The organism is Hymenobacter sp. UV11 (assembly GCF_004684095.1).
Classification (GTDB): Bacteria; Bacteroidota; Bacteroidia; order Cytophagales; family Hymenobacteraceae; genus Hymenobacter.
The window spans coordinates 533894-553942 of record NZ_SRII01000003.1; the positions used below are offsets into that span (position 1 = coordinate 533894).

General features: G+C 62.6%; 17 protein-coding genes and 3 tRNA genes. 13 read left to right on the forward strand and 7 right to left on the reverse strand.

Translation table 11 applies throughout. The annotated features are described in order from the left end of the window. Positions 1-25: 25 nt before the first annotated feature. Together E4631_RS07210 and E4631_RS07215 are read right to left on the reverse strand one after the other, a co-directional pair. Positions 26-3748, reverse strand: coding sequence for a gliding motility-associated C-terminal domain-containing protein (locus tag E4631_RS07210; RefSeq protein WP_133658709.1), 3723 nt, complete (start codon positions 3746-3748; stop codon positions 26-28). A gap of 100 nt (positions 3749-3848) precedes the next feature. Then, positions 3849-6128, reverse strand: coding sequence for a GEVED domain-containing protein (locus E4631_RS07215; RefSeq protein ID WP_133658708.1), 2280 nt, complete (start codon positions 6126-6128; stop codon positions 3849-3851). Positions 6129-6414: 286 nt separating this feature from the next. Between E4631_RS07215 and E4631_RS07220 the strand changes: the two genes are divergently transcribed. Together E4631_RS07220 and E4631_RS07225 are read left to right on the forward strand one after the other, a co-directional pair. Then, entirely contained in the window at positions 6415-7215 is an 801-nt protein-coding gene (locus tag E4631_RS07220; RefSeq protein ID WP_133658707.1) for an SDR family oxidoreductase, read from the forward strand. A gap of 117 nt (positions 7216-7332) precedes the next feature. Next, entirely contained in the window at positions 7333-8784 is a 1452-nt protein-coding gene (locus tag E4631_RS07225; protein WP_133658706.1) for a hypothetical protein, read from the forward strand. Positions 8785-8862: 78 nt separating this feature from the next. Here E4631_RS07225 and E4631_RS07230 read toward each other — a convergent pair whose 3' ends face one another. Further along, complete coding sequence (locus tag E4631_RS07230) at positions 8863-9480, reverse strand: hypothetical protein (protein WP_133658705.1); 618 nt, start codon at positions 9478-9480, stop codon at positions 8863-8865. A gap of 235 nt (positions 9481-9715) precedes the next feature. Here E4631_RS07230 and E4631_RS07235 point away from each other — a divergent pair. Further along, positions 9716-9788: transfer RNA gene (locus E4631_RS07235), tRNA-Lys, on the forward strand. 67 nt (positions 9789-9855) lie between these two features. Further along, positions 9856-9931: transfer RNA gene (locus tag E4631_RS07240), tRNA-Lys, on the forward strand. Positions 9932-11276: 1345 nt separating this feature from the next. Here E4631_RS07240 and E4631_RS07245 read toward each other — a convergent pair. After that, positions 11277-11353, reverse strand: a tRNA-Ala gene (locus E4631_RS07245). Between the two features lie 296 nt (positions 11354-11649). On the opposite strand from E4631_RS07245, the gene E4631_RS07250 reads away from it, so the two are divergent. Both E4631_RS07250 and E4631_RS07255 read left to right on the forward strand, forming a co-directional pair. Then, the gene (locus tag E4631_RS07250; RefSeq protein ID WP_133658704.1) at positions 11650-12414 is read left to right on the forward strand and encodes a GAF domain-containing protein; all 765 of its coding nucleotides are present in this window, start codon (positions 11650-11652) and stop codon (positions 12412-12414) included. Between the two features lie 237 nt (positions 12415-12651). Beyond that, on the forward strand, positions 12652-13101 hold the full coding sequence (locus E4631_RS07255) for a hypothetical protein (RefSeq protein WP_133658703.1): 450 nt from the start codon (positions 12652-12654) through the stop codon (positions 13099-13101). Between the two features lie 99 nt (positions 13102-13200). On the opposite strand, the gene E4631_RS07260 is transcribed toward E4631_RS07255, so the two are convergent. Both E4631_RS07260 and E4631_RS07265 read right to left on the reverse strand, forming a co-directional pair. After that, positions 13201-14130, reverse strand: a complete 930-nt coding sequence (locus tag E4631_RS07260; protein WP_133658702.1) for a T9SS type A sorting domain-containing protein — start codon at positions 14128-14130, stop codon at positions 13201-13203. Positions 14131-14278: 148 nt separating this feature from the next. After that, positions 14279-15049 (reverse strand): thioredoxin family protein, encoded by a 771-nt coding sequence (locus E4631_RS07265; protein WP_133658701.1) that lies wholly within the window; start codon positions 15047-15049, stop codon positions 14279-14281. 187 nt (positions 15050-15236) lie between these two features. On the opposite strand from E4631_RS07265, the gene E4631_RS07270 reads away from it, so the two are divergent. The 7 genes from E4631_RS07270 to E4631_RS07300 all read left to right on the forward strand — a co-directional run bounded on the left by E4631_RS07270 (position 15237) and on the right by E4631_RS07300 (position 18834). Further along, positions 15237-15842 (forward strand): peroxiredoxin-like family protein, encoded by a 606-nt coding sequence (locus E4631_RS07270; RefSeq protein ID WP_133658700.1) that lies wholly within the window; start codon positions 15237-15239, stop codon positions 15840-15842. Positions 15843-15893: 51 nt separating this feature from the next. After that, positions 15894-16514: a sigma-70 family RNA polymerase sigma factor gene (locus tag E4631_RS07275; protein WP_133658699.1), complete on the forward strand. Its 621-nt coding sequence runs from the start codon at positions 15894-15896 to the stop codon at positions 16512-16514. Then, complete coding sequence (locus tag E4631_RS07280) at positions 16511-16789, forward strand: hypothetical protein (protein WP_133658698.1); 279 nt, start codon at positions 16511-16513, stop codon at positions 16787-16789. Before E4631_RS07275 ends, E4631_RS07280 begins: the two co-directional genes overlap by 4 nt. Before the next feature lie 144 nt (positions 16790-16933). Further along, positions 16934-17128, forward strand: coding sequence for a YqaE/Pmp3 family membrane protein (locus tag E4631_RS07285; RefSeq protein WP_133658697.1), 195 nt, complete (start codon positions 16934-16936; stop codon positions 17126-17128). 84 nt (positions 17129-17212) lie between these two features. Next, complete coding sequence (hemE, locus tag E4631_RS07290) at positions 17213-18238, forward strand: uroporphyrinogen decarboxylase (RefSeq protein WP_133658696.1); 1026 nt, start codon at positions 17213-17215, stop codon at positions 18236-18238. Positions 18239-18402: 164 nt separating this feature from the next. Next, complete coding sequence (locus tag E4631_RS07295) at positions 18403-18618, forward strand: alkylphosphonate utilization protein (RefSeq protein WP_133658695.1); 216 nt, start codon at positions 18403-18405, stop codon at positions 18616-18618. 6 nt (positions 18619-18624) lie between these two features. Further along, complete coding sequence (locus E4631_RS07300) at positions 18625-18834, forward strand: hypothetical protein (protein WP_133658694.1); 210 nt, start codon at positions 18625-18627, stop codon at positions 18832-18834. A 113-nt stretch (positions 18835-18947) separates the two neighbouring features. Here E4631_RS07300 and E4631_RS07305 read toward each other — a convergent pair whose 3' ends face one another. Continuing rightward, positions 18948-19946, reverse strand: coding sequence for a bifunctional heptose 7-phosphate kinase/heptose 1-phosphate adenyltransferase (locus tag E4631_RS07305; protein WP_133658693.1), 999 nt, complete (start codon positions 19944-19946; stop codon positions 18948-18950). Positions 19947-20049 lie beyond the last annotated feature (103 nt).

Consider the following 20049-nt stretch of genomic DNA (forward strand, 5'->3'; position numbering starts at 1 on the left):
GAATCCGACAAATCCGCGGTTCAGACTACTTCACTACCTCCACCCAGCCTTTGGTGCTGGTGCCATCAGCCAGCTTGAAGAGGTAATAATAAACGCCCGCCACCAGGCTGGGGTTGCTACCCCAGGCATTGGTGGTGTTGTTGTAGTTGGAGGTGGCATATATCTCGCGGCCCCAGCGGTTGAAAACCGTGAGCGAGTTACCGGGGTACAGCGTCACGTTGTCGATGATAAGCAGGTCGTTCTGGCCGTCGCCGTTGGGCGTGATGATGTTGTAGAAAGCCGTTTTATTGGCAAAGCCAACGCAGGAAGTGTTGGAGTTCGACTCGCGCAGCGTCGCCTCATTGGAGAAAGCCACCACGCGGAAGCACTGGTTAAAGCCCGTGCTGCTGGCCACTACCGTATTGCCCACGTCAATTTGCCGGGCACTAGCGGGCAGGGTCGTCTGCAGGTTATAGCCCGCGTTGTCATTCTGCTGGTACACGCGGTAGCCCGCCACCGTAAAGCCCTGGTAGGCCGTCCAGGTCAGGTGCGTCGAGCCCTGGTTGCGGCCACCGGGGCCGGGCATGGCCACCGCCTTCAGCAGTACCGTGGTGGCCGACACGGGCGCCGTAAACACATCGCCGCAGCCGTTAGTAAGGGTCAGGCTGTACTCGTAGGCCGTTTGGGCGGCGGTGGCGGTAGCATCGACGTAGGTGGTGGCTGTGGCCGCCACCGTGCCCACCTGCGCGAAGGCGCCGGTGCTGCCCGCGTCGCGGCGCAGCACGCGCACCGGGTTGGGAGTAGTGCCGGGGTTGGCCACGCTGAAGGTGAGGGTCACTTTCGAGTTATCAGTCGGCACCACCGAAGCCAGCGTGAGCTGCGGCGCCTGGGCATTGTCTGGCATTATCGTGATGGCCACCGGCGTGCCGGCGCAGCCATACTGCGAGGTTTCGGTCACGCTCACCGTGGCACTGGTGGTAGTGCCGGCCGCAAAGCCCACCGTGATAGTAGCCGTGCCCTGGCCGCTGGTGAGGGTGCCGCCCGTCACGGCCCATTGGTAGGTCGAGGAGGGGGTAGGGTTGGCCACCGTGTAGGTGAGGCTGAGCGTAGATGGGCACCCAAAGCGCGGCCCGCTGATGGTGAGCGCGCCCGGCCGCGGGTCCACGATAAACGTGCGGGTGTACAGAATGCCCACGCAGCCGCCGGCGTTGGTTTCGCGGGCAGTGAGGGTGTAGGTGCCCACCGCCGTGCTGGCCGCAATGCTCACCGTGCCATTTGTATTGGCGATGGTAGTGCCATTGAGCTGAAACACGTAGGTCGAGCCCGCCGCGCCGGGTAGGGAATAGGTTTGCGCCCCGCTATTCACGCAGAAGCGAGCCGGCCCCAGAATGGCCAGGTTGGCGGCCGGCGAAGGCTTTACCGTGATGTAGAGCGTGTCGCTCACGCCGCGGCAGATGCCGCCGGTTGGGTTGCTGGTTTCCGTTACTACCAGCTTAGCCAGGCCCGCCTGGGTGAAGGTAATGCTGGTCGTGTTCAGTGTATTAACCAACGTGCCCCGAGCCGAGCCAAATAGCTGCCACGCATACGACGAGCCGTTGGTCAGGGCGGTTTGGTAGGGGTAGGGGCCGTCGGCCTGGCACACGCTGGTGGGGCCGGTGGGCCGGGCCGTTTGCAGCACCGGGTTGATGCGCACGGGCAGCGTGAAGACCTGCGAAGGGCAGCCCTGCACGTTGGTCGCATACGCGCTCACCGCGCCCGCGCCGGCCGGCCCCCAGTTCACGGTAATGGCCGCCGTGCCCTGGCCGCTGGCAATGGTGCCGCCCGTCACGGCCCATTGGTACGCCGTGCTGCCCGGCTTTTCAATGGCATACGCCACGCCCGTAATAGTGGGGCACACCGATTGCGGCCCCACCACAGCATCGGCGGCCGGCAGGGGCAGCACCGTCACGGTGGCTTGCCCTACCCCCGCGCAGCCGCCGGTAGTGACGGTACTCGTAATGGTGTAAGTCGTTGTCTGGGTGGGCGTCACGGTGAAGGGGCCGGGGCCGGTCTGGGTAGCGCCGCCGCCCGTGAGCACAAACGGCCCGGTGCCGCCCGCCACGGTGAGCGTAGTGCTACCCCCCTGGCACACGCTCAACGTGCCGGTCACGGCCAGCGCGCCCGCCGGCGCCACCGACACCGTCTGCGATACCGAGTCGGTGAGGCAGCCGTAGCTCGATACGCCGCGGGCCACCACTAGGCCGGTGCCGGTGGTAGTCCAGCGCACCTGCACGGGGTTGCTGGTGCGGCCATTCACGAAGGTGCCGCCCACCACGCGCCAACTGATGCCGGGGGCCGTGCCGCCGCTGGCCGTGTAGGTACTTATCGTATTCACCGCACACACCAGGGCGTCGCCGGCCACGGCCGTCGGGCCCGTGGGCTTGGTCACGGTGATGCGAATAACGTCGGCCACGGTTTTGCCGCCGCAGCCAACGTCCTTCACCGTTAGGGCAATATCGTAGGGGGTAGGGCGGGCGTCGGCGCAGGCCGAGTTATACACGAAAGTGCCCGTGACGCTGCCCGTGCCGCTGGCCGAGGCAGTGCCCGTGAGGCCACCTGAGGCCACGCTGCCGGGGCTGTTATTAAAGGTGGCCGCGAAGCCGCCCGGCCCGTCGAGCAGCGCACTATTCAGGGTCATCACCAAGGGGTGGCCGTCGGCCTGGGTCGCCGTAATCGGGATACTTAGCACTTGCCCCGCCTCGATGGTGTAGCTGCGCGGCGTAACCACCGCCGAGGGCAGCACCGGCGCCTTGGTGGTGGGGCACTGCGCCACAATGAGCTGCAAATCGCGCCGGGTGGTGCCCACCAGCACCTCGCGCCCGTTGATGGTGCGGTACTCACTCACATCTACCGCCACCACGTACTTGCCCTGGGTCGCGGCGCCATACTTAGCAATGCCCGTTGAGGCATTCAGCATAGCAAAATTGCCGGGCCCCGTGCCAAATGGCGCGGCCGTCGAGTAGCCGTTGTAGTAGGTAATGGCGTTGGGCAGCGGCGGGAAAATCGTGGGTAGGTTGGCTCCCGACGACGCGAACGTGCCAAACGGCGAGCCGAACGAGTATACTAGCCGGTCGCCGTCGGCATCTACCGCGTTATTCAGCGAAATAGTGGTATCGCTCTGGCACACAATGGCTACTGCCGTGTCCGAAAACACCGGCGAACGGTTGGGGCGCAGGGCCGGGGCCATCGTTGTGTACAGCGTCAGCGGCTGGTTGTTGCCCGAGGTGTTGAGGTTGGTCACGTCCACGTTGCGGGCGCTGCGCGTGAACACGGCGTAGTAGCCATCGAGCGTGGCCGGCAGGTTTACTACCCCCACAAACTTCTGCAGGCGAAAAGGTTGCGCCGGCCCGCTCACGGCGCAGCCCGCTGGCACCTTAGGCTGCAACACCGCCGAAATAGTGTAGTTGGTAATATCCATCGAGCCCCCACTTACCGAGGTGCCCGAGCCCGCCAGCACGTTGGTGCCCTGCACTAGCTGAATTTTGGCCCCCGTGCTCGGGTTATAAATGCCTACTACCGCATTGGTATTGGGTTGGGCCGCGCCGGCGTTCGAGTTGTTATAAATCGTGACCGTAATCTCGTAGCGCACGGGCGCCGCCGCCGGGCCGTTGGCGTCGAGGTAGCGGTAAGTCATTTCCCCGCCCAGCAGGTGGGTGGCCCGGGCCGGGCCAGCCGCCAGCACCAGCAGAAATAGCAGCAGCGGCCAGCGGCGGAGTAAAAGTGCAAGCATACAAAAAATGTAGGGTAAGCTTTAGCTTGCCGCGGTAAGCACCAAGCGAGCTAATTGGTAATACAGATAAAAATCGGGCAGCGGCCGGCTAAAGCTCACCCTACTGCCGCACCACGCGCCGCAGCGCAGACTGCCCCGCGGCATTGGTAAAGCGCAGCAGGTACAGGCCGGGGGGTAGGGCGCTCAGGTCGAGCGTGGCGGGGGCGGTGGTGCTGAGGCGCCGCTGCTGGGCCAGCAGGCGGGCACCCAGGGGGCTCAGCACTTCGAGGTCGTAGAGGCCGCTGGCGGCGGCTTCGCTCACCTGCACGTGCAGGCTGCCGTCGGGGGTAGGGTTGGGGCTCACCGTGAGGGCAGGCAGGGCCAGCGCCTCGCGGGCGGCCAGCGGCTGGGCGGCGTTCACGGGGTAGTCTTCCACCTCGCCCTCGCCCTGGTTGGTGGCGCAGGCGTTGGCTGTGTTGTTGTTGATATTCACTGCGATGCGCATGCGGGTGCTGCCTACGGTGCCGGGCAGCGTCACGGCCACGGAGTTGGTAGCCCCGCTCACCAACATATTGTACACCAACTCGCCGCCTGCGCCGGTGGTGTTCGAAAATACCCCGTCGCGGTTGTAGTCAATCCAGATAATAACGCGGTGAGTATACGCCTGGTTGGTCGTGACGGCAATAGTCTGAGTAGCGCCCGCCACCAGGGGCACGCTCTGGCTGGCGTAAAAAGTATAGCCGCCCGTCGAGTTCACCGAGGTATTGCTGAACGCCGCCCCGCTGGTGGCCGCGCTCACGTCCACGCCGGTAATCCAGAGCGAGCTGGCCGACGCCGCGTAGCCCCCGCTGGAGGCGCAGTACGTGAGGCAGGGCACCTGTATCAGCAGGGGGGTAGGGCTGGTGGCGGTAGTGCCGCCGTTGGCGTTGCTGGCCGTAAGCGTCACAGTGTAGTAGCCGGCGGTGGCAAAGGCAATTTGCGGGCTTTGCGAAGCGGCCGAGGTGCCTCCCACAAACGTTACGCCCGTGTTTGGGCTCACCGACCAGGTCCACGCCGTGGGCGAGTCGGTGGTCTGGTCCGTAAAGGTGAACGTGTTGGCTGGGCTGGTGCACACGCCCGCCACGTAGGTCGAGGTGAAGGCCGCCGTGGGTGGGCTAGTGTTCGGAACGGCCGTCACGGTGTAGTCTTCCACCTGGCCCAGGGCGGGCGCCACGCAGGGCTGGGGGTTGGTGCCTACCCCATCGGCCACCAGGCGCAGGCGCAGCGGCTGGTTGAGCACGGCCGTAGCGGGCAGCGTCAGGCTCAGGCTGGGGCTGGCCGTGTTCAGGGCCTCGGCTACCTTTTCGCTGGCGCTAAAAATGCCATCGTTGTTGAGGTCGAGCCAGGCGCGGGTATCGTGGGCATTGGTGCCGCCGGTGGTGAGCACGAGGGTGTACCGCTTGCCCACCATCAGGCTGGTGCGCTGCGGGCAGGTAAAGTCCTGGTAGCCCGCGCTGCCGTCGGCCGAGGTATTGTCAATGGTATTGAGCCGCACCCGCGTGAGGCCGTAGTTGCAGCAGTTGGCGGTGGCCGCCAGGCCTGCGCAGCCGGCCGCTACTGGCACGCTGCTATTGTAGGTGATGGCAGTGGCGGCGCTGGTGGTGCTGCCTATCGCGTTGGTAGCCGTGAGGGTTACCTGGTAGGTGCCGGTGCCGGCGTAGGTGTGCGCCGGGTTTTGCGCGGTGCTGGTGGTGCCATCGCCAAAATCCCAGCGCCAGCTGGTGGGCGCGCCGGTGCTTTGGTCCGTGAACTGCACCGCCCCCGCGCACACGGTAGTGGCACTGGCCGCAAAGGCCGCCGTGGGCCGGCTGGTGTTGGCCACCAGCGTCACGGCGTAGTCCTCATCCTGCGAATATTGGGGGGTAGCGCAGGCCGTAGGCGGCGCAATATCGGCAAAGTCGGCGGCCACGCGCAGGCGTAGCGGCCGGCCCGTTACGGCCGTGGCCGGCGGCGTGATGGTGCCCGTGTGCAGCTTCTTGTTGTCGGAGGTAAACGCCAGCTCGTCGGCCGCGAACACACCGTCATTATTGTAGTCAATCCAGACCCGCACGTTCTCGTTGGCCAGTGTGCCGTTGGTGACGCTGATGGGGGTAGGAGTGCTCACCGTGAGGCTGGTACTCACGGCCCCGCTGGTAGCGCAGCTAAAGTCTTTGTAGCCTTCGGTATAGTTGCCGCTGGTAGTATTAATGCTGCCCAGCGTCACGTTAAAAATGCCCATATTGTAGGCCGAGGCCAGCGAGCTGCTAGCCTTGCCGGGCGTGCAGGAGGCGGCAATCGGGCACTGCGCCTGGCTCAGGGCCGGCGCGAGCAATAAGCTGAAGCTGGCCAGTTTGGTAACCCACGAACGTAGAGGTAGAAGCATGCGGTAGGGAGAGGCGGGAAAAGACGGTAGCAAGCAGACCCCGGTAAAGTGCAGCCCACTCTTGGTTAGGCTCTAAAGGTAAAGACAAAGCAAGCGCTTCAACTGTCACTTTTACATGAAAATCGACTAATCCGGCACGCTGCCGGAAATTTGCCGGCCTGGCATCGCCGGGCCGGAACACCGCCGTAGGTTTGCGGCCCGGTTTCGGGCTTTTTGGTTCCTGGATGTTGTTCAACCAACGAACCAGGAACCCGGAACTAGCAACCAGGAACCTAAAAATAAAGCCATGAAAAACAGCGTAGTTCTTATCACCGGCGGCACCTCGGGCATTGGCCGGGCGTGTGCTTTGGAGTTTGGCCGGGCGGGCGCCCGCGTCGTTATCACGGGCCGCGATGCCGCCAAGCTGGCCGCCACCGCCGCCGAGCTGGCCGCCGCCGGCATCGAGCACCGCACCGTGCAGGGCGACGTCGGCATTCTGGCCGATGCCGACCGCGCCGTGGCCGATACCGTGGCCGCCTTCGGCCGCCTCGACGTGCTCCTCAACAACGCCGGCCTCAGCATGCGCGCCAAGTTTACCGATGTCGATGTGAAGGTCATCGAGCAGCTCATGCAAACCAATTTTTTCGGCACCGTGTACGTCACCAAGGCCGCCCTACCCCACCTGCTGGCCAGCAAGGGCACGGTAGTGGGCATGAGTAGCATCGCGGGCTTCCGGGGGCTGCCGGGCCGCACCGGCTACTCGGCCTCCAAGTTTGCCATGAACGGCTTTCTCGAAGCCCTGCGCACCGAGCTGCTGCCCGAAGGCGTGAACGTGCTCACGGCCGCGCCCGGCTTCACGGCCTCCAACATCCGCCACACCGCCCTGCTCGCCAACGGCCAAACCCAGAACGATACGCCCCGCAACGAGGGCAAAATGATGACCAGCGAGGAGGTAGCCCAGCACCTGCGCCGGGCCGTGGAAGGGCGCCGCCGCAGCCTCGTGCTCACCGGCGAAGGAAAATTGGTGGTTTTTCTCAACAAGTGGCTACCGGGCCTGATGGACAAGATGGTACTAAATAATTTCCGCAAGGAAGAAGGCGATTTATAGCCTTGGCGACTGTGTGGCTCACGCAGTATTCATCTGGTGAACGGGTGCTTTGCCGGTTCTTTTCGCCTTTTTCAGGCGCGAGGAGCCGGTTTTTTGCCTTATTAGTTACCCGTTTAGATGAAGCAATTTTTAGCTCCCGCCGTGCTTGGCACGGCCCTCCTTCTCCCCGGCCTGGCCACTGCGCAGGTCAGCCCTACCCCCAACCAGCAGCCCACCCAAACCCAGGCCGAGCAGGCCACCGACCAGCCTCGCCCGGCGGCGCCTACCCCCAATTTTTTTCTCAAAGACGGCAAGCTGCCGCTGAACGCCGACGCCAGCCGCTACTTCAAAATTACGCTCCTCAACCAGGTCTGGATGCGCTACAACGAGAGCAACCCCGGCACCACCGTGGGCGGCTACGCCGTACCCAATACCTACGACCTGGGCATCCGGCGCTTCCGCATTCAGCTCTACGGCCAGCTCACCGACCGCGTCTTTATCTATTCGCAAATCGGGATTAACAACCTAGCCTTCAACTCTGACCGCAAGGCCGATGGCACGCCGGCCAGCGCCGAAACGGCCACCGGCGGCTTCTTCCTGCACGATGCCGTGGTCGAATACGCCATTGTGAAGAACAAGCTGTCGTTTGGCACCGGCCTAGGCGCCTGGAACGGCCTGGCGCGCTACGCCTCGTCGTCGGCGGGCACCATCATGGGCCTCGACCTGCCGGGCGTAGAGGAAACTACCAACGACGTGAACGACCAGTTTGGCCGTAAGCTCAGCGCCTACCTCAAAGGCAAGCTCGGCAAGCTCGACTACCGCGTGGCCCTCACCAACCCACTCATTTACCAGAAGGCCGCCGGCTACGTGCCTACCCCCGGCCCCAACGCCAACTTCGCCAGCACGCCGCCCAAGCCGCAGTACCAGGGCTACTTCTCCTACCAGTTCAAAGACCAGGAGAGCAACCTGACGCCCTACGCGGCGGGCTCGTATTTGGGCAAGAAGAGCGTGTTCAACGTCGGCGCGGGCTTCATCGTGCAGCCCGATGCCATGTGGTACACGCTGGGCGGCGTGGCCAGCAACGTGCAAACCAAGGCCATGCAGCAGTACGCCGTCGACGTGTTCTACGACGCGCCGCTGAGCGCCGCACCCGACGCGCCGAGCGTGAGCTTCTACGCCGCCGCGCTGCACCTCGACTACGGCCCCGGCTACCTGCGCAACAACGCGCCCATGAACCCCGGCACCGGCACCACCAATACCAATACCACCTTCGGCTTCGGCAACGCCTTTCCGCAGTATGGCACCGGCAACGTTATCTACAGCCAGCTGGGCTATAAGCTGAAGGATAACCTGGTGGGCACCACCACCTTCATGCCCTACGTAAGCTACCAGCACGCGCGCTACGGCCGCCTCACCGACGACGTGAACTACTACGATGCCGGCCTCAACTGGCTCGTCTCGGGCCACACCTCCAAGTTCACCCTGGCCTACCAAAACCGCCCGTACTACGCCACCAATAGCACCGGCGAAAACGTGGTAAGCTCGCGCCGCAGCGCCGTCATCCTGCAATACCAGGTGTACTTCAATTAGCCGCCTCAGGCTTGGCAAAAGGGGGTAGGGAGCGGGGCCGCTTAGCAGCCCCGCTCCCTACCCCCCTTTTATTCCACATTATTCCACCACCAGCGCGTCGGTGGCGCGCAGGTAGGCCACGCGCTCCTGCCAGCGCACGCGCAGCCAGATGTCGTCGTGGCCTAGCACAGGCAGGCGGTCGCCGGGCGCGGCGGTGCTGAGCCACGCGGCCCCCGCGCCGGGTCCTGCCATCAGGGCCGAGCCGGCGTGCGTGACGACCCCCACGGGCTCGGGGCGCAGCAGCACCAGGTAGGCCCCGGTGCCGAGCAGGTAGGCCGCGTAGGCCAGCCAGGTGCCGCGGCCGCTGCGCCCGCGCCGCAGCAGCAGCAAGATGGCCGCCACCACGGCCCCCATCAGCAGCCCTTGCAGGCCGGGGTAGTAGTAGCGCAGGGCCTGCACGCGCAGCTCTTGCTGCCAAGTGCTGGGGTAGCCCACCAAGCGCTGCCGCTGGGCCACGGCTACCAGCTGCCGCCAGGTGCTCAGGCGGGGCTGCCGGGCCTGGGCCAAGTTGAGGTAGAGCAGCTCGGCGGGGTAGTGGCGCAGCTGGTGCTGGGCGTAAGCCATGCGCAACAGCAGGCGCGGCGAAACCTGCTGCCGCTGCCATATCTGGGCCCGGTAGCGCGGCACCGCCGCCGCGTAGTCGCCCTTCTCGAACAATAAATCCGCCTGCCGAACCTCAGCAACTACCTTGGGAGTGGGGCTCGCCGAAAAATTTATGGGCCCGCAGGCTGTTGTCAACAGCCAGAAAGGCAACTGAATAAACCACGCCAGCCGGCTCAGCCGGAGCGCAGTACGCGTTTCTTTTTGCAACGGGGTTGTCAGATTCAAAATAGCGCCGTACTTTTGCACCCACAAAAACGGTAACACACCGCGATTGTAACACAAAGTTATCGGTTCTGTAGCTCAGCTGGTAGAGCAGTACACTTTTAATGTACGGGTCCTGGGTTCGAATCCCAGCGGAGCCACTAAATCCTCCTGAGCGTGTTGCTAAGGAGGATTTTTTATCAAAGTTGCAACACAAAAACGAGTACCGGTTCTGTAGCTCAGCTGGTAGAGCAGTACACTTTTAATGTACGGGTCCTGGGTTCGAATCCCAGCGGAGCCACCAAAAACACCCTTTCAACTACTTGTTGAAAGGGTGTTTTTTTATGCTGAAGCTCTTCAAAAAGCAGCTAGTCGCCTGCGCGTTTTTCCGAGCTTGCTGTGTAAGCCCGGAAAAACGCGCAGGCGACTAGCCATACATCTTTTCTTCTAATGCCCTAGCTGACCCTGGTACCAGGGGTAGGGCAAGTCGCTGCTTATCCGTAGCAATGATTGCCGTAGTAAGCCTGACGAGGGCAAGAAGTAAGTTTGGCGCTTAAAAGTGAAAAAGGAGAAAATACGACTCAATGGCCAGAAAATCCTCTTGGTCCACTTTGTGAAAAGGCTTCCACTTTAAGCCTTTGGCTGGGCTGGATGCTGAAACAGGTATACCTATTTCCTGGCCTCGGAGCATCCCTATTTGGCGAAGCATCGCGTATGTGACGGTGACTTGCTCGTTTGTTAGCGAAATCATACTTGAAATAAAATTTATTTGGGTTTGGGGGTGTGCGTTTAATGGAAGGGAAGTGCGGTATTATGCTAAAAATAGTACAATATTTACAACAAATTGACTTTTTTTTGTTCTTTTAGTATAAATATTTGTTCTGAATGCTAAATTAGTGTTATTTATAAAAAAATGCAATTAATTTAGAATTTTATCAATAAAAATTAAGGGCTCATCCACAATGTTTGGTTGCTGAGCGTAAGCTGTTTAGTGCGTAGTGCGCATGCTGCCCAACCCGCTTTGTTTAGTAGCTACAGCGCAGTGCTCGCTGCGCCGACTCGTGGCCCTGCTTGCTGCGCAACGTGGCCATGCGCAGGGTAGCCGCCGCTTGCTCGCTTCTATGGGTCCGTGCGCTGGTCCGACGGCGAAGCCGCCCGACCGATTGACAGGTGCGCTGGGTAGCCAGTCATTCAACCCTCATTTCCGCGCCAACCGGTCGGACCCTAGCTTGGAAATTGCGTTAAGCTGTTGAAATAGCCTACTTGTAGCCGTTGCCTGGCAAGGCTTGCAGTACGTGTTACTGGCCGCGTCGGCGAAATAAGTACCGGCTTTTCGAATCGAGGTAATAGGTGTGGTAGGTGCCGTCTCCATTGATAGTTGACGGCGTGTTGTTCACGTTCAATAGCTCCTACCCGTGTCAGCTCACGTAGTTGAGGGCGTCAATGGCTGACCGGGAGCCGCGGGTATTTTTGGCTGTTTCGGCCATCTTTGGTTCGATAGAGGCACCTTTTATAGCTTGCCCATAGTCGAGCAACGAGTGGTTAGGCGGCGAAAAAGAGGGGCCATCGACCGCCAGCGCACATTTCTGCTAGCAAACGCTGACTAACGGCGCAAAACAAAGCCCCGGCCCTGGAGCCGAGGCGCTGTTTGGTGGAGAATATCGGAGTCGAACCGATGACCTGTTGCTTGCGGAGCAACCGCTCTAGCCAGCTGAGCTAATCCCCCGGTGACAGCAAACATAACAGATTACCCGCAACTTACCGCGCTACGGAGGCAGCCTCGTCGGCGGTGAGGGGTAGGGTAGGGCCCCGGGCAAAAGGTAGCTGCTACTGCTAGCTCCGGTGAGTACTTCGCTTCCCAAATTGGCTAAGTCAATTTATTATGTTTTTCCGGTATTTTGGAGGGCGTTTAGCTAAAAAAATAAGGAAAAAATTTTGTTTTTTTGGGTCCTTTTATATCTTTGAAACCGTGCAGAGGCAATAGTTTAACTTGTTGGTACACTACTTATTTTGAATTGGACGATGCCCATTTTAGCTGACCTTTCGCCTGCCAACGAGACAGAGCGGCTATACGCGCTGCGGCAGGCCGACATTTTGCATTCCTTGCAAGAGGAAGTTTTTAACGAGCTGGTAGCCCTAAGTGCCCGCTTGTTTGGATTACCGATTTCGTACATCGCCCTGCTCGATACCGACCGCATACACTACAAGGCCAGCTACGGCTTGCCGCTGCCGCCGCCCGCGCCGCGCCAAGACGTGCTGTGTGCCCAGGTGGTGCTACACAACCGGGTAGTGCTCTACAACGACCTAACCACCACTGCCCCAACGCCGATTGATGGGCCAGCGATTGCCAACGCGCTGGCCCATCAGGCGCGCTTTTACGTGGGCGCCCCGCTGCGTACGGCGGCCGAGCACGCTATTGGTACGCTGTGCCTGGTTGGCCCGTCCTCACGCACCTTTAGCGAGCAAGAGCAGCAAGTGCTTGAGCAGCTGGCCACCGTGGTAGCCCAGCTGATAGTGTTGCGGCAGTGCTGCCTGCACACGCGCGCGCTGGGCGCCGCCCACTGGCAGCGCGTGCGCGACTTGGTTCGCGATGAAATACATTCCCTGAGCACGCTCATGCGCTACCTGGTGCAGCGCTACGGTGCGCTGGTGCCCGTGCCCGAAGACGTGCTGCACCTGATGGAGCGGCGGCTCTGGGATGTGCAGCTGCTGATAGAGGAAGGCGCCAACTATCTAAAGGATAGTGTGCTATCGCCTAGCTGCGCGCCAGAGTTGTCAAATTATTAGGCAGTAGTTACTGATGGTTAAGCAAGATTATAGAGTAGTTCCCAGGTCGGTGTACGGGGCGGGCTCCCGGCATTGAGCTGGCTGTCCGCTCATTAGCAGAATAAGCGGGGCGAGCGATGAGCGGATAGCCTGCCCCAGCCAAGCTGTACACCAACTTGAAAATCCCTGTAAGTGACTGAATGTTAAGTAATAAATTAGTTGATTTCGCGCGATTACTTAATTGAATATTTTTATTTTATGAAATATAGCCTGCTGTTAGTTGGTTTGCTTGGTTTTACATTCTCGGCGCGGGCGCAGTATATGCCCGGCGCTGTAAGCCTCGTCACGCTGGGCGTGCGAGCGCTTAGCAACCGTGATGCTCCCCAGCAAAAAGCCACGCTATTCGTAACGCCCGCTACCTACCAGGCCCACGCATTTCCGCAGAAGCGCACGCCTACTAAAAAGTTACCCCGGGCCGATAAGGGTGGCACCGAAATCGCGGCCCTAGAGCAGCTGCTGGCCGGTCGCTTCACCGCCCTACAAGCCGATTCGACCGCCGTGCTGCTCGATGTAGCGCAGGAAAAAGAATTCGGCCGCCTGCGCACCAACCTCGAATCCTTCAACCCTTTCTGGAACACTGACCCCTACTCGCAGGAGATGAGCCTGTACCGCCAGCACGATGCGGTGCGCCGCCGGTTAGCCCGGTAAGGGGGGGTAGGCGCCGGGTATAAACCAAGGCGCCCCGTCCAGCAGGCTGGGCGGGGCGTCTTAGTGTTCAGGCTAGCCAGGTAGTGGTAAGGCGGGCAGCTACTCTACCACCAGCTTTTTGGTCACCAGTCCTTGGTTGGCCAGCAGCTGCAGCGTGTAGAAGCCGGCTGCCAGCCCCGACAGGTCGAGGGCGCGGGTTGGGGCACTGGTCGCTAGCGCGGCTTCGCGGCGCACTACGCGGCCGGTCGCGTCGGTCACGGCTAGGGCGCCCGCCAATAGGGTAGGGGGGGCATGCAGCAGGTAGCGGCCATCGGGGCTGGGATTGGGAGCCACGGTGAGGGCAGCGCTCAGGGCGGCATCGCGGGTGGCGGTAACCGTGCCCGTAAAGCTGACGTCATCGACTTGAAACACGGTGCCGACTACCGGGCCGGCTGTGGTCGTAATAATGGCCCCCGAGCTCAGTACCAGGTGCACTGAGTCGGGCGTGGCCGACGAAGTGTAGGTCAGCGGTACCTGCGCCAGCACATAGGTTGAGGTGACGGTGGTAAATAACTGCTTGGCCGTGGCAAGGGTTTGAGTAGCGCCATTGACGTAGCGGGTGAGGGCCACCTGCGCAAACGCCCCGTCGCTGCCCGTTGGCTGGGGGCCCGAGAGCTTATAGTAGAACTGCAGCATGGTGGGCCGGCCCGTGAAGGGGATGCCGCCGGGCAGCGTTGCATTGGTGCCCACTTTGGTGCCCACCGCCACGGCTCCTGGCAGTATGCCGAATAAAGTGTTTTTGGATTCGAGCCGGGCGGCGTAGGTGCCGCCGTGGGCGTCGGTGGCTTTCGTAAATGTACCCGTAACAAAAGGGATAGGGCTCAGAATTTTTACTACGTCATCGGTGGTGAGCCAGCCGGTGGGCGAGTCTACCGCATTGCGGGTTGCCCACGTTTCGAAGTCGCCGTTGGCAAGGGCCTGGCCCTGAGCCGCGCCGAGGGTCGTGCAGAAAAGTCCAGCCAGTAGGCCAGTGCGGAAAAGTGTTTTCATCAAGCAAATAGAAAGAATGGTGAAGCTGTAAAAATAGAAAAGTCTGCCCCCACTTAAGACAGTATAACGATGAAATATTTTTGCGCTACGGCTGGCCCGGCGCGCAGAAAAGCAGGTGCTGGCGTAGCCCCGGCGCGTCGCTACGCCCTCAGTTGGCCAGCGCCAGCGGTAGGGTCCCTACCCCCACGATGCGGCGCGATGCGCGCTCCTGCACCAGCACCACGGCTCGCAAGTGCGCCGGCTGCCAGCCCGCGGCCAGGGCCAGCGGTACCGTGGCCGCAAAGGTGCCACCGGCCCCCACGGCGCCCAGCGGGCGCAGGGCCCGCACTACGGCGGCGTGGTGCAGCAGGCGGCCCGCGTTTTCGCCCCGGCCCACCTGGGTGGCCAGGCCGGTTTCGGTGAGGGCAAGTAGCACCTCGGTGGCCGGCGTGCCGGGGGGTAGGCCGCCCACGCGCACCGCCAGCGTCGTAGCCGTGGGGCGGCTGAGGGCCACCGCGGCGCGGGGTGCGCGAGCAGCCTCCGCAATGCGCTGGGCCAGCTCGGCGCGGCGGCTACCCACCAGTTCGTAACGGCCATTCACCACAGCCTGCGGCGTGTAGCTGCCCGCCGGAAATACGCGGGCGTACTGCCGCTGCCGCTCGCTAAACCCGGCCGCCGAGAAAGGGTCCTTCCAGCCCAGGCGGTTCCAGTAATCGACGTGCTCGCCCAGCACGATGACCTCGGCGCCCGGCACCGGCTGCGTAGCTTCGAGGGTGCGCGCCACCTCATCGGCGGCGGGGCACGACGAGCAGCCTTCGGAAGTGAAGAGCTCCACCACCACCGGCACGGCGGCCGAGGGCAGCGTGGGTAGGGTAGCCGGCCGGCTGCCAGCCAAGCCAGCCAGTAGCAAAGGCCCGAAGGCCAGCAGGGTGAGTTTCATAAAAACAAAGGGGGTAGGGCGGCGGTGTTGCCGCGTAAGTAGCCAGACGCGCCCGCGCCCCCCACCTTACGCGCCGCTTCTTACAAGATAGCAACGGGGGTAGGGAATAAAAAACGGCCCGGCGTGTAAGGTGCCATCTTAGCCTGCGTCTGCCGCTGAGCTGCTACCTTCCCCTAACTCCTTCCCTATGCCTAAAATTTTCACCCTGGCTGCCGTGCTGCTGGCTAGCCCCGCCCTGGCCCAAACCCCTGCCGCGCCCCTCACCGCTTTGGCCCTGGCCGTGGGCACCGTCGCACCCGCCTTCAAAGGGCAGGATGCCACCGGCCGGCCCGTCGAGCTGCGTCAGCTGCTGAAAAAAGGCCCCGTGGTGCTGTATTTCTACCGCGGCCAGTGGTGCCCGTATTGCAACAAGCAGTTGAGCCAGCTCCAGGATTCACTGCAAGTGCTCACCAGCAAAGGGGCGCAGGTGGTCGTCATCACGCCCGAGCTGCCGACCAATATCGACAAGACTGTGGCCAAGACGAAGGCGGCGTTTCCTATCGTACACGACCAGGATTTTGTCATTATGAAAGCCTACAAAACGGCCTTCACCGTGGACGACGCCACCGCCCAGAAATACCAGGGCTTCGGCGTAGACCTGAAGGCCGCCAACGGTGCCCCCACCAACGTGCTGCCCGTGCCCGCCACCTATGTTATCGGCCGCGATGGCAAAATTCGGTACGCCTTTTTTGACGCCGACTACCGCCACCGGGCCAGCGTGCGCGCCGTGGCCCAGGCCCTGGCGGCCCGGTAGCCGCCCACTCAGGAGGGCCGCTGTTACCTTGTCGGCTCGTTTCCCGCGCGCATGTCTCCTCCCGTTCTCCCTACCCCCGCCTCCGACCCGCAGCAGTGGCTGGCCCGATTTGGCGATGAGTTGTACCGCTTCGCCCTGGGCCGAGTAGCCGATACCGACACGGCCGCCGAGCTGGTGCAGGACACGTTTGTGAGTGCCCTGGGCGCACTTGATTCGTTTCGGGGCCAGGCCTCGGAGCGCACTTGGCTATTTGTCATTCTGAAGCGCAAAATAATTGACCACTACCGGCGCGAGGCGCGCTCGCCCTTCGTACCGCTCGACCTCAGCCCCGAGCACGCGCCCGAGGCTGAGTTTTTTCGGCCCGCCGACGGCCATTGGCGCGAAGAGCAGTACCCCGCCGACTGGCCCGCGGCGGGCCCCGACCAAAACCGCGCCGACCTGGCCCTGGAGCAGCAGGAGTTTCAGGAGATATTGCAACTCTGCCAGCAGCGGCTCTCGGCCCAGCAGCGAGCCGTGTTCGTGCTGCGCTTTGTGGAGGAGCTGCCGGCCGAAGATATTTGTAAGGAGCTGGGCCTGAGTTCGGCCAACTACTGGGTGCTGGTGCACCGCGCCAAGCTGCACCTGCGCCGCTGCCTCGAAAAAAATTGGCTCCAAGCCCCCACTGCCGCATGAGCCGTATTCCGTCGCCCCTTTTCAACTGCCAGCAGGCCACGCTGCTCGTCGAGCGCCGGGCCGCTGCGCCGCTGCCCGTGCGCCCCCGCGTGCAGCTGTGGGCGCACCTGCACCTGTGCCCGCACTGCCGCCGCTACGCCCTGCAAAGCGCCCGCCTGGCCCACGCCGCCCGCCCCGCCGCCGAAGCCGCCGTGCCCGCCAACCTGGCCCTGCCCGCCGCCGCCCGCGCCCGCATGCAGCAGCTATTCGACGCCCACGGCTCCGCGCAGGGGTAGGGCCGCGCCACGGCGCATTGCTGCCCGCCATTTCTTTTTTTGCTGAAAAGCGTAATGAGTTGAGGGCTGCGGCGATACATGCGGAGCCGGCTGCCCGCGCAAGCTGCGCCTGTTTTTTGCCTACTCTTCCGCCTCCTCATTGCTATGCTACTCGCCATCTTGTTTCCCAGCCTTTCGATGCTGCTCAATGGCCACATCCTCAAGGCCTTTTTCTGCTTCATCCTGCACCTTACGCTCATCGGCTGGATTCCGGCCGCCATCTGGGGGGTAGCCTCGCTCAACGAGGACCGCGCTCGCCGCCGGCAGGAAGAGTTGCTGCGCGCCGTGCAGCGGCAGTAGGGGGGTAGGGCGGGCGGCCCGGCCGGTGGCTACCTTTGCGGCCCGCTCACGGCCGGCGCTTTGTGCCCGCCCCCGCCCCGCCTCATGCTCCAAAACGATATCCTCCTCCGCGCCGCCAAGGGCGAAACCACCGAACGGACACCCGTCTGGCTCATGCGCCAGGCCGGCCGCATCCTGCCCCAGTATCGGGCCCTGCGCGGCCGCCTCTCCGGCTTCAAAGAGCTGGTCGAAACGCCCGCCCTGGCCGCCGAAGTCACCATTCAGCCCGTCGATGCGCTCGACGTGGACGCCGCCATCATCTTCTCCGATATTCTGGTGGTGCCCGAGGCCATGGGCCTCACCTACGAGATGCTGGAGGCCAAAGGCCCGCTCTTCCCCGAAGTGGTCAAAAATGCCGCCGACGTAGCCAAGCTGCGCGTGGCCGACCCCGAAGAGCACCTCGGCTACGTGCTCGAAGCCCTGCGCATTACCAAGCGCGAACTGGGGGGTAGGGTGCCACTCATCGGTTTCGCGGGCGCGCCCTGGACCATCCTGGCTTACATGGTAGAAGGCCACGGCTCCAAAACCTTCAGCAAAGCGCGCCGGATGCTCTATCAGGAGCCCGCGCTGGCCCACCAGTTGCTGGAAAAAATCACGGTTACGACCATTGCCTACCTGCAAGCGCAGGTGGCCGCCGGGGCCGATATCGTGCAGGTGTTCGACTCGTGGGCCGGCATCCTACCCCCCACTCACTACGCCGAGTTCTCGGTGGCCTACATCAACCGCATCAGCGCGGCGCTGGCCCCGCTGGTGCCCGTCACGGTCTTTGCCAAGGGCGCGTGGTGGGCCGTGGAAGACTTCGCTCACTCGCCCGCCCGCACCATTGGCCTCGACTGGAACCAGTCGCCGCGCCAGGTGCGCCAGCAGGCCCCCGGCAAAACCCTGCAAGGCAACCTCGACCCCTGCGCCCTCTACGGCACGCCCGCCCAGGTAAAAGCCGCCACCGAAGCCATGCTGGCCGAATTTGCCGGCGGCCCCCACATCGCCAACCTCGGCCACGGCGTGTATCCCGATACCAACCCGGATAACGTGAAGGTTTTCGTGGAGACGGTGAAGGCTTGGCGGGGGTAAACAGGAAGAAGCAAGGCGGTCATGCTGAGCTTGTCGAAGCATCTTGGCCGCTTCATGCGCGCCATTCAACGAAGCAGGAGAGATGCTTCGACAAGCTCAGCATGACCGCCTTGTTCTTGCTTGAATTATTGATAATAAGGCCAATAGAGACGGCAAATACCTTTATGGACAATCCCACCAAAGACAGCAACGGCACCCTGCTCGCCGAAGGCGACGCCGTTACCCTCATCAAAGACCTCAAAGTAAAAGGCTCGTCGCAGACGCTCAAGCGCGGCACGCTGGTCAAGAATATCCTCCTCACCAACTCGCCCGCCGAGGTGGAAGGCCGCGCCGGGGGTAGCACGATGGTACTGAAAACCGAGTTTCTCAAAAAAGCCTAATCACCGATGGAGCTTGCAAAAACCGGCTTTGGCATCGGTTTCTACGTGGTGTCGCTGGTAGTTTCCGGCCTGTTGTTCTTCGGGTGGCGGCGGCTGTTCCGGCGCGTCTTCCGCGCCGAGTATTGGGTCGTTCTTGCCACCGCGATGGCCGCTATTATCACCACGCCGGTAGTGTTGCTGGTGCTGCTGTGGCTGCTCGCGCTACTCAAAAAGTAACGACCAGGCGTTGGTTTTCGCACCGAGTTAAAGGAGGAAAAGGGAGTTTCACAGAGTGCGTTTACCCTCTGTGGAACTCCCTTTTCCTCCTTTAACTCGGTGCGAAAAACTGGTTACAGCCCCGCTGCCTCCGCTTCTTCCAGTAGCCGCTGCTTCTCGATGGGCACCACGCCCACCTGCTCGCACACCAGCCCGCCGCCGAGGTTGGCGAGGGCGGCCGTGAAAGGGGCCGGCTGGCTCAGCGCCACGCAGCAAGCCGCAATGCTGATAACCGTATCGCCCGCGCCCGACACGTCGGAGATGGTGCGCAAGTGGGCCGGCAGGTAGGTTTTGTCCTCGCCCTGCTGGGCAAAAACGCCGTATTCGGAGAGCGTGACGAGCACGATTTCGGGCGTCAGCACCTCACGCAGGCGGGCCACGGCAGCCTCAAAGCCGGGCCGGTCGGCGTCGGGCGCGCCAAATTCCAGCTTCAGGCCCTCGCGCAGTTCTTTGAGGTTGGGCTTGAAGAGGGTGCAGTGGCGGTAGGCCAGAAAGTTCTTCTTCTTGGGGTCTACCACCGTCGGGATATTGCGCTGGCGGGCGCGGGCAATGCACTGGCTGATAACAGCTTCGCTCAACACGCCTTTGTCGTAGTCTTCGAAGATAACCACGTCGGCGCGGGGTAGGAGGTCGTCGTAGGCGGCCAATAGCTGGGCGGTTTCCTCGGCATTAAGGTCGGTTTCCACTTCCGAATCGATGCGCAGAAGTTGCTGGCCGTGGGCCAGGATGCGCTGCTTGAACGTGGTGGGCCGGTGCGCGCTGCGAATAATACCGTCGGCGGGCAGGTGGTGGTCGTGCAGCAGCTGGAGCAGCTGGTCGCCGCCGGGGTCGTTGCCCACCACGGCGCACAGCAGGGGGGTAGCGCCCAGCGCCTGCACATTGAGGGCCACGTTGGCGGCCCCGCCGAGGCGGTTTTCGGTGCGGTCCACGTTCACGACGGGCACCGGCGCCTCGGGCGAAAGCCGGCTGGCGCGGCCCCACACGTAGGCATCGACCATCACATCGCCCACAATGAGCACCTGGAGGTTATTGAAATCGGCGAAGAGCTTGGCGAGGGGAGTAGGGGCAGGCATGGGCGCAAAATTAGCCCTGAACTACAGTGAGCAAGGAGCAAGGAGCAGGGAGCAAGGAACGAAGGTGCTCCCTGCTCCCTGCTCATTGCTTACTGTCAACTGT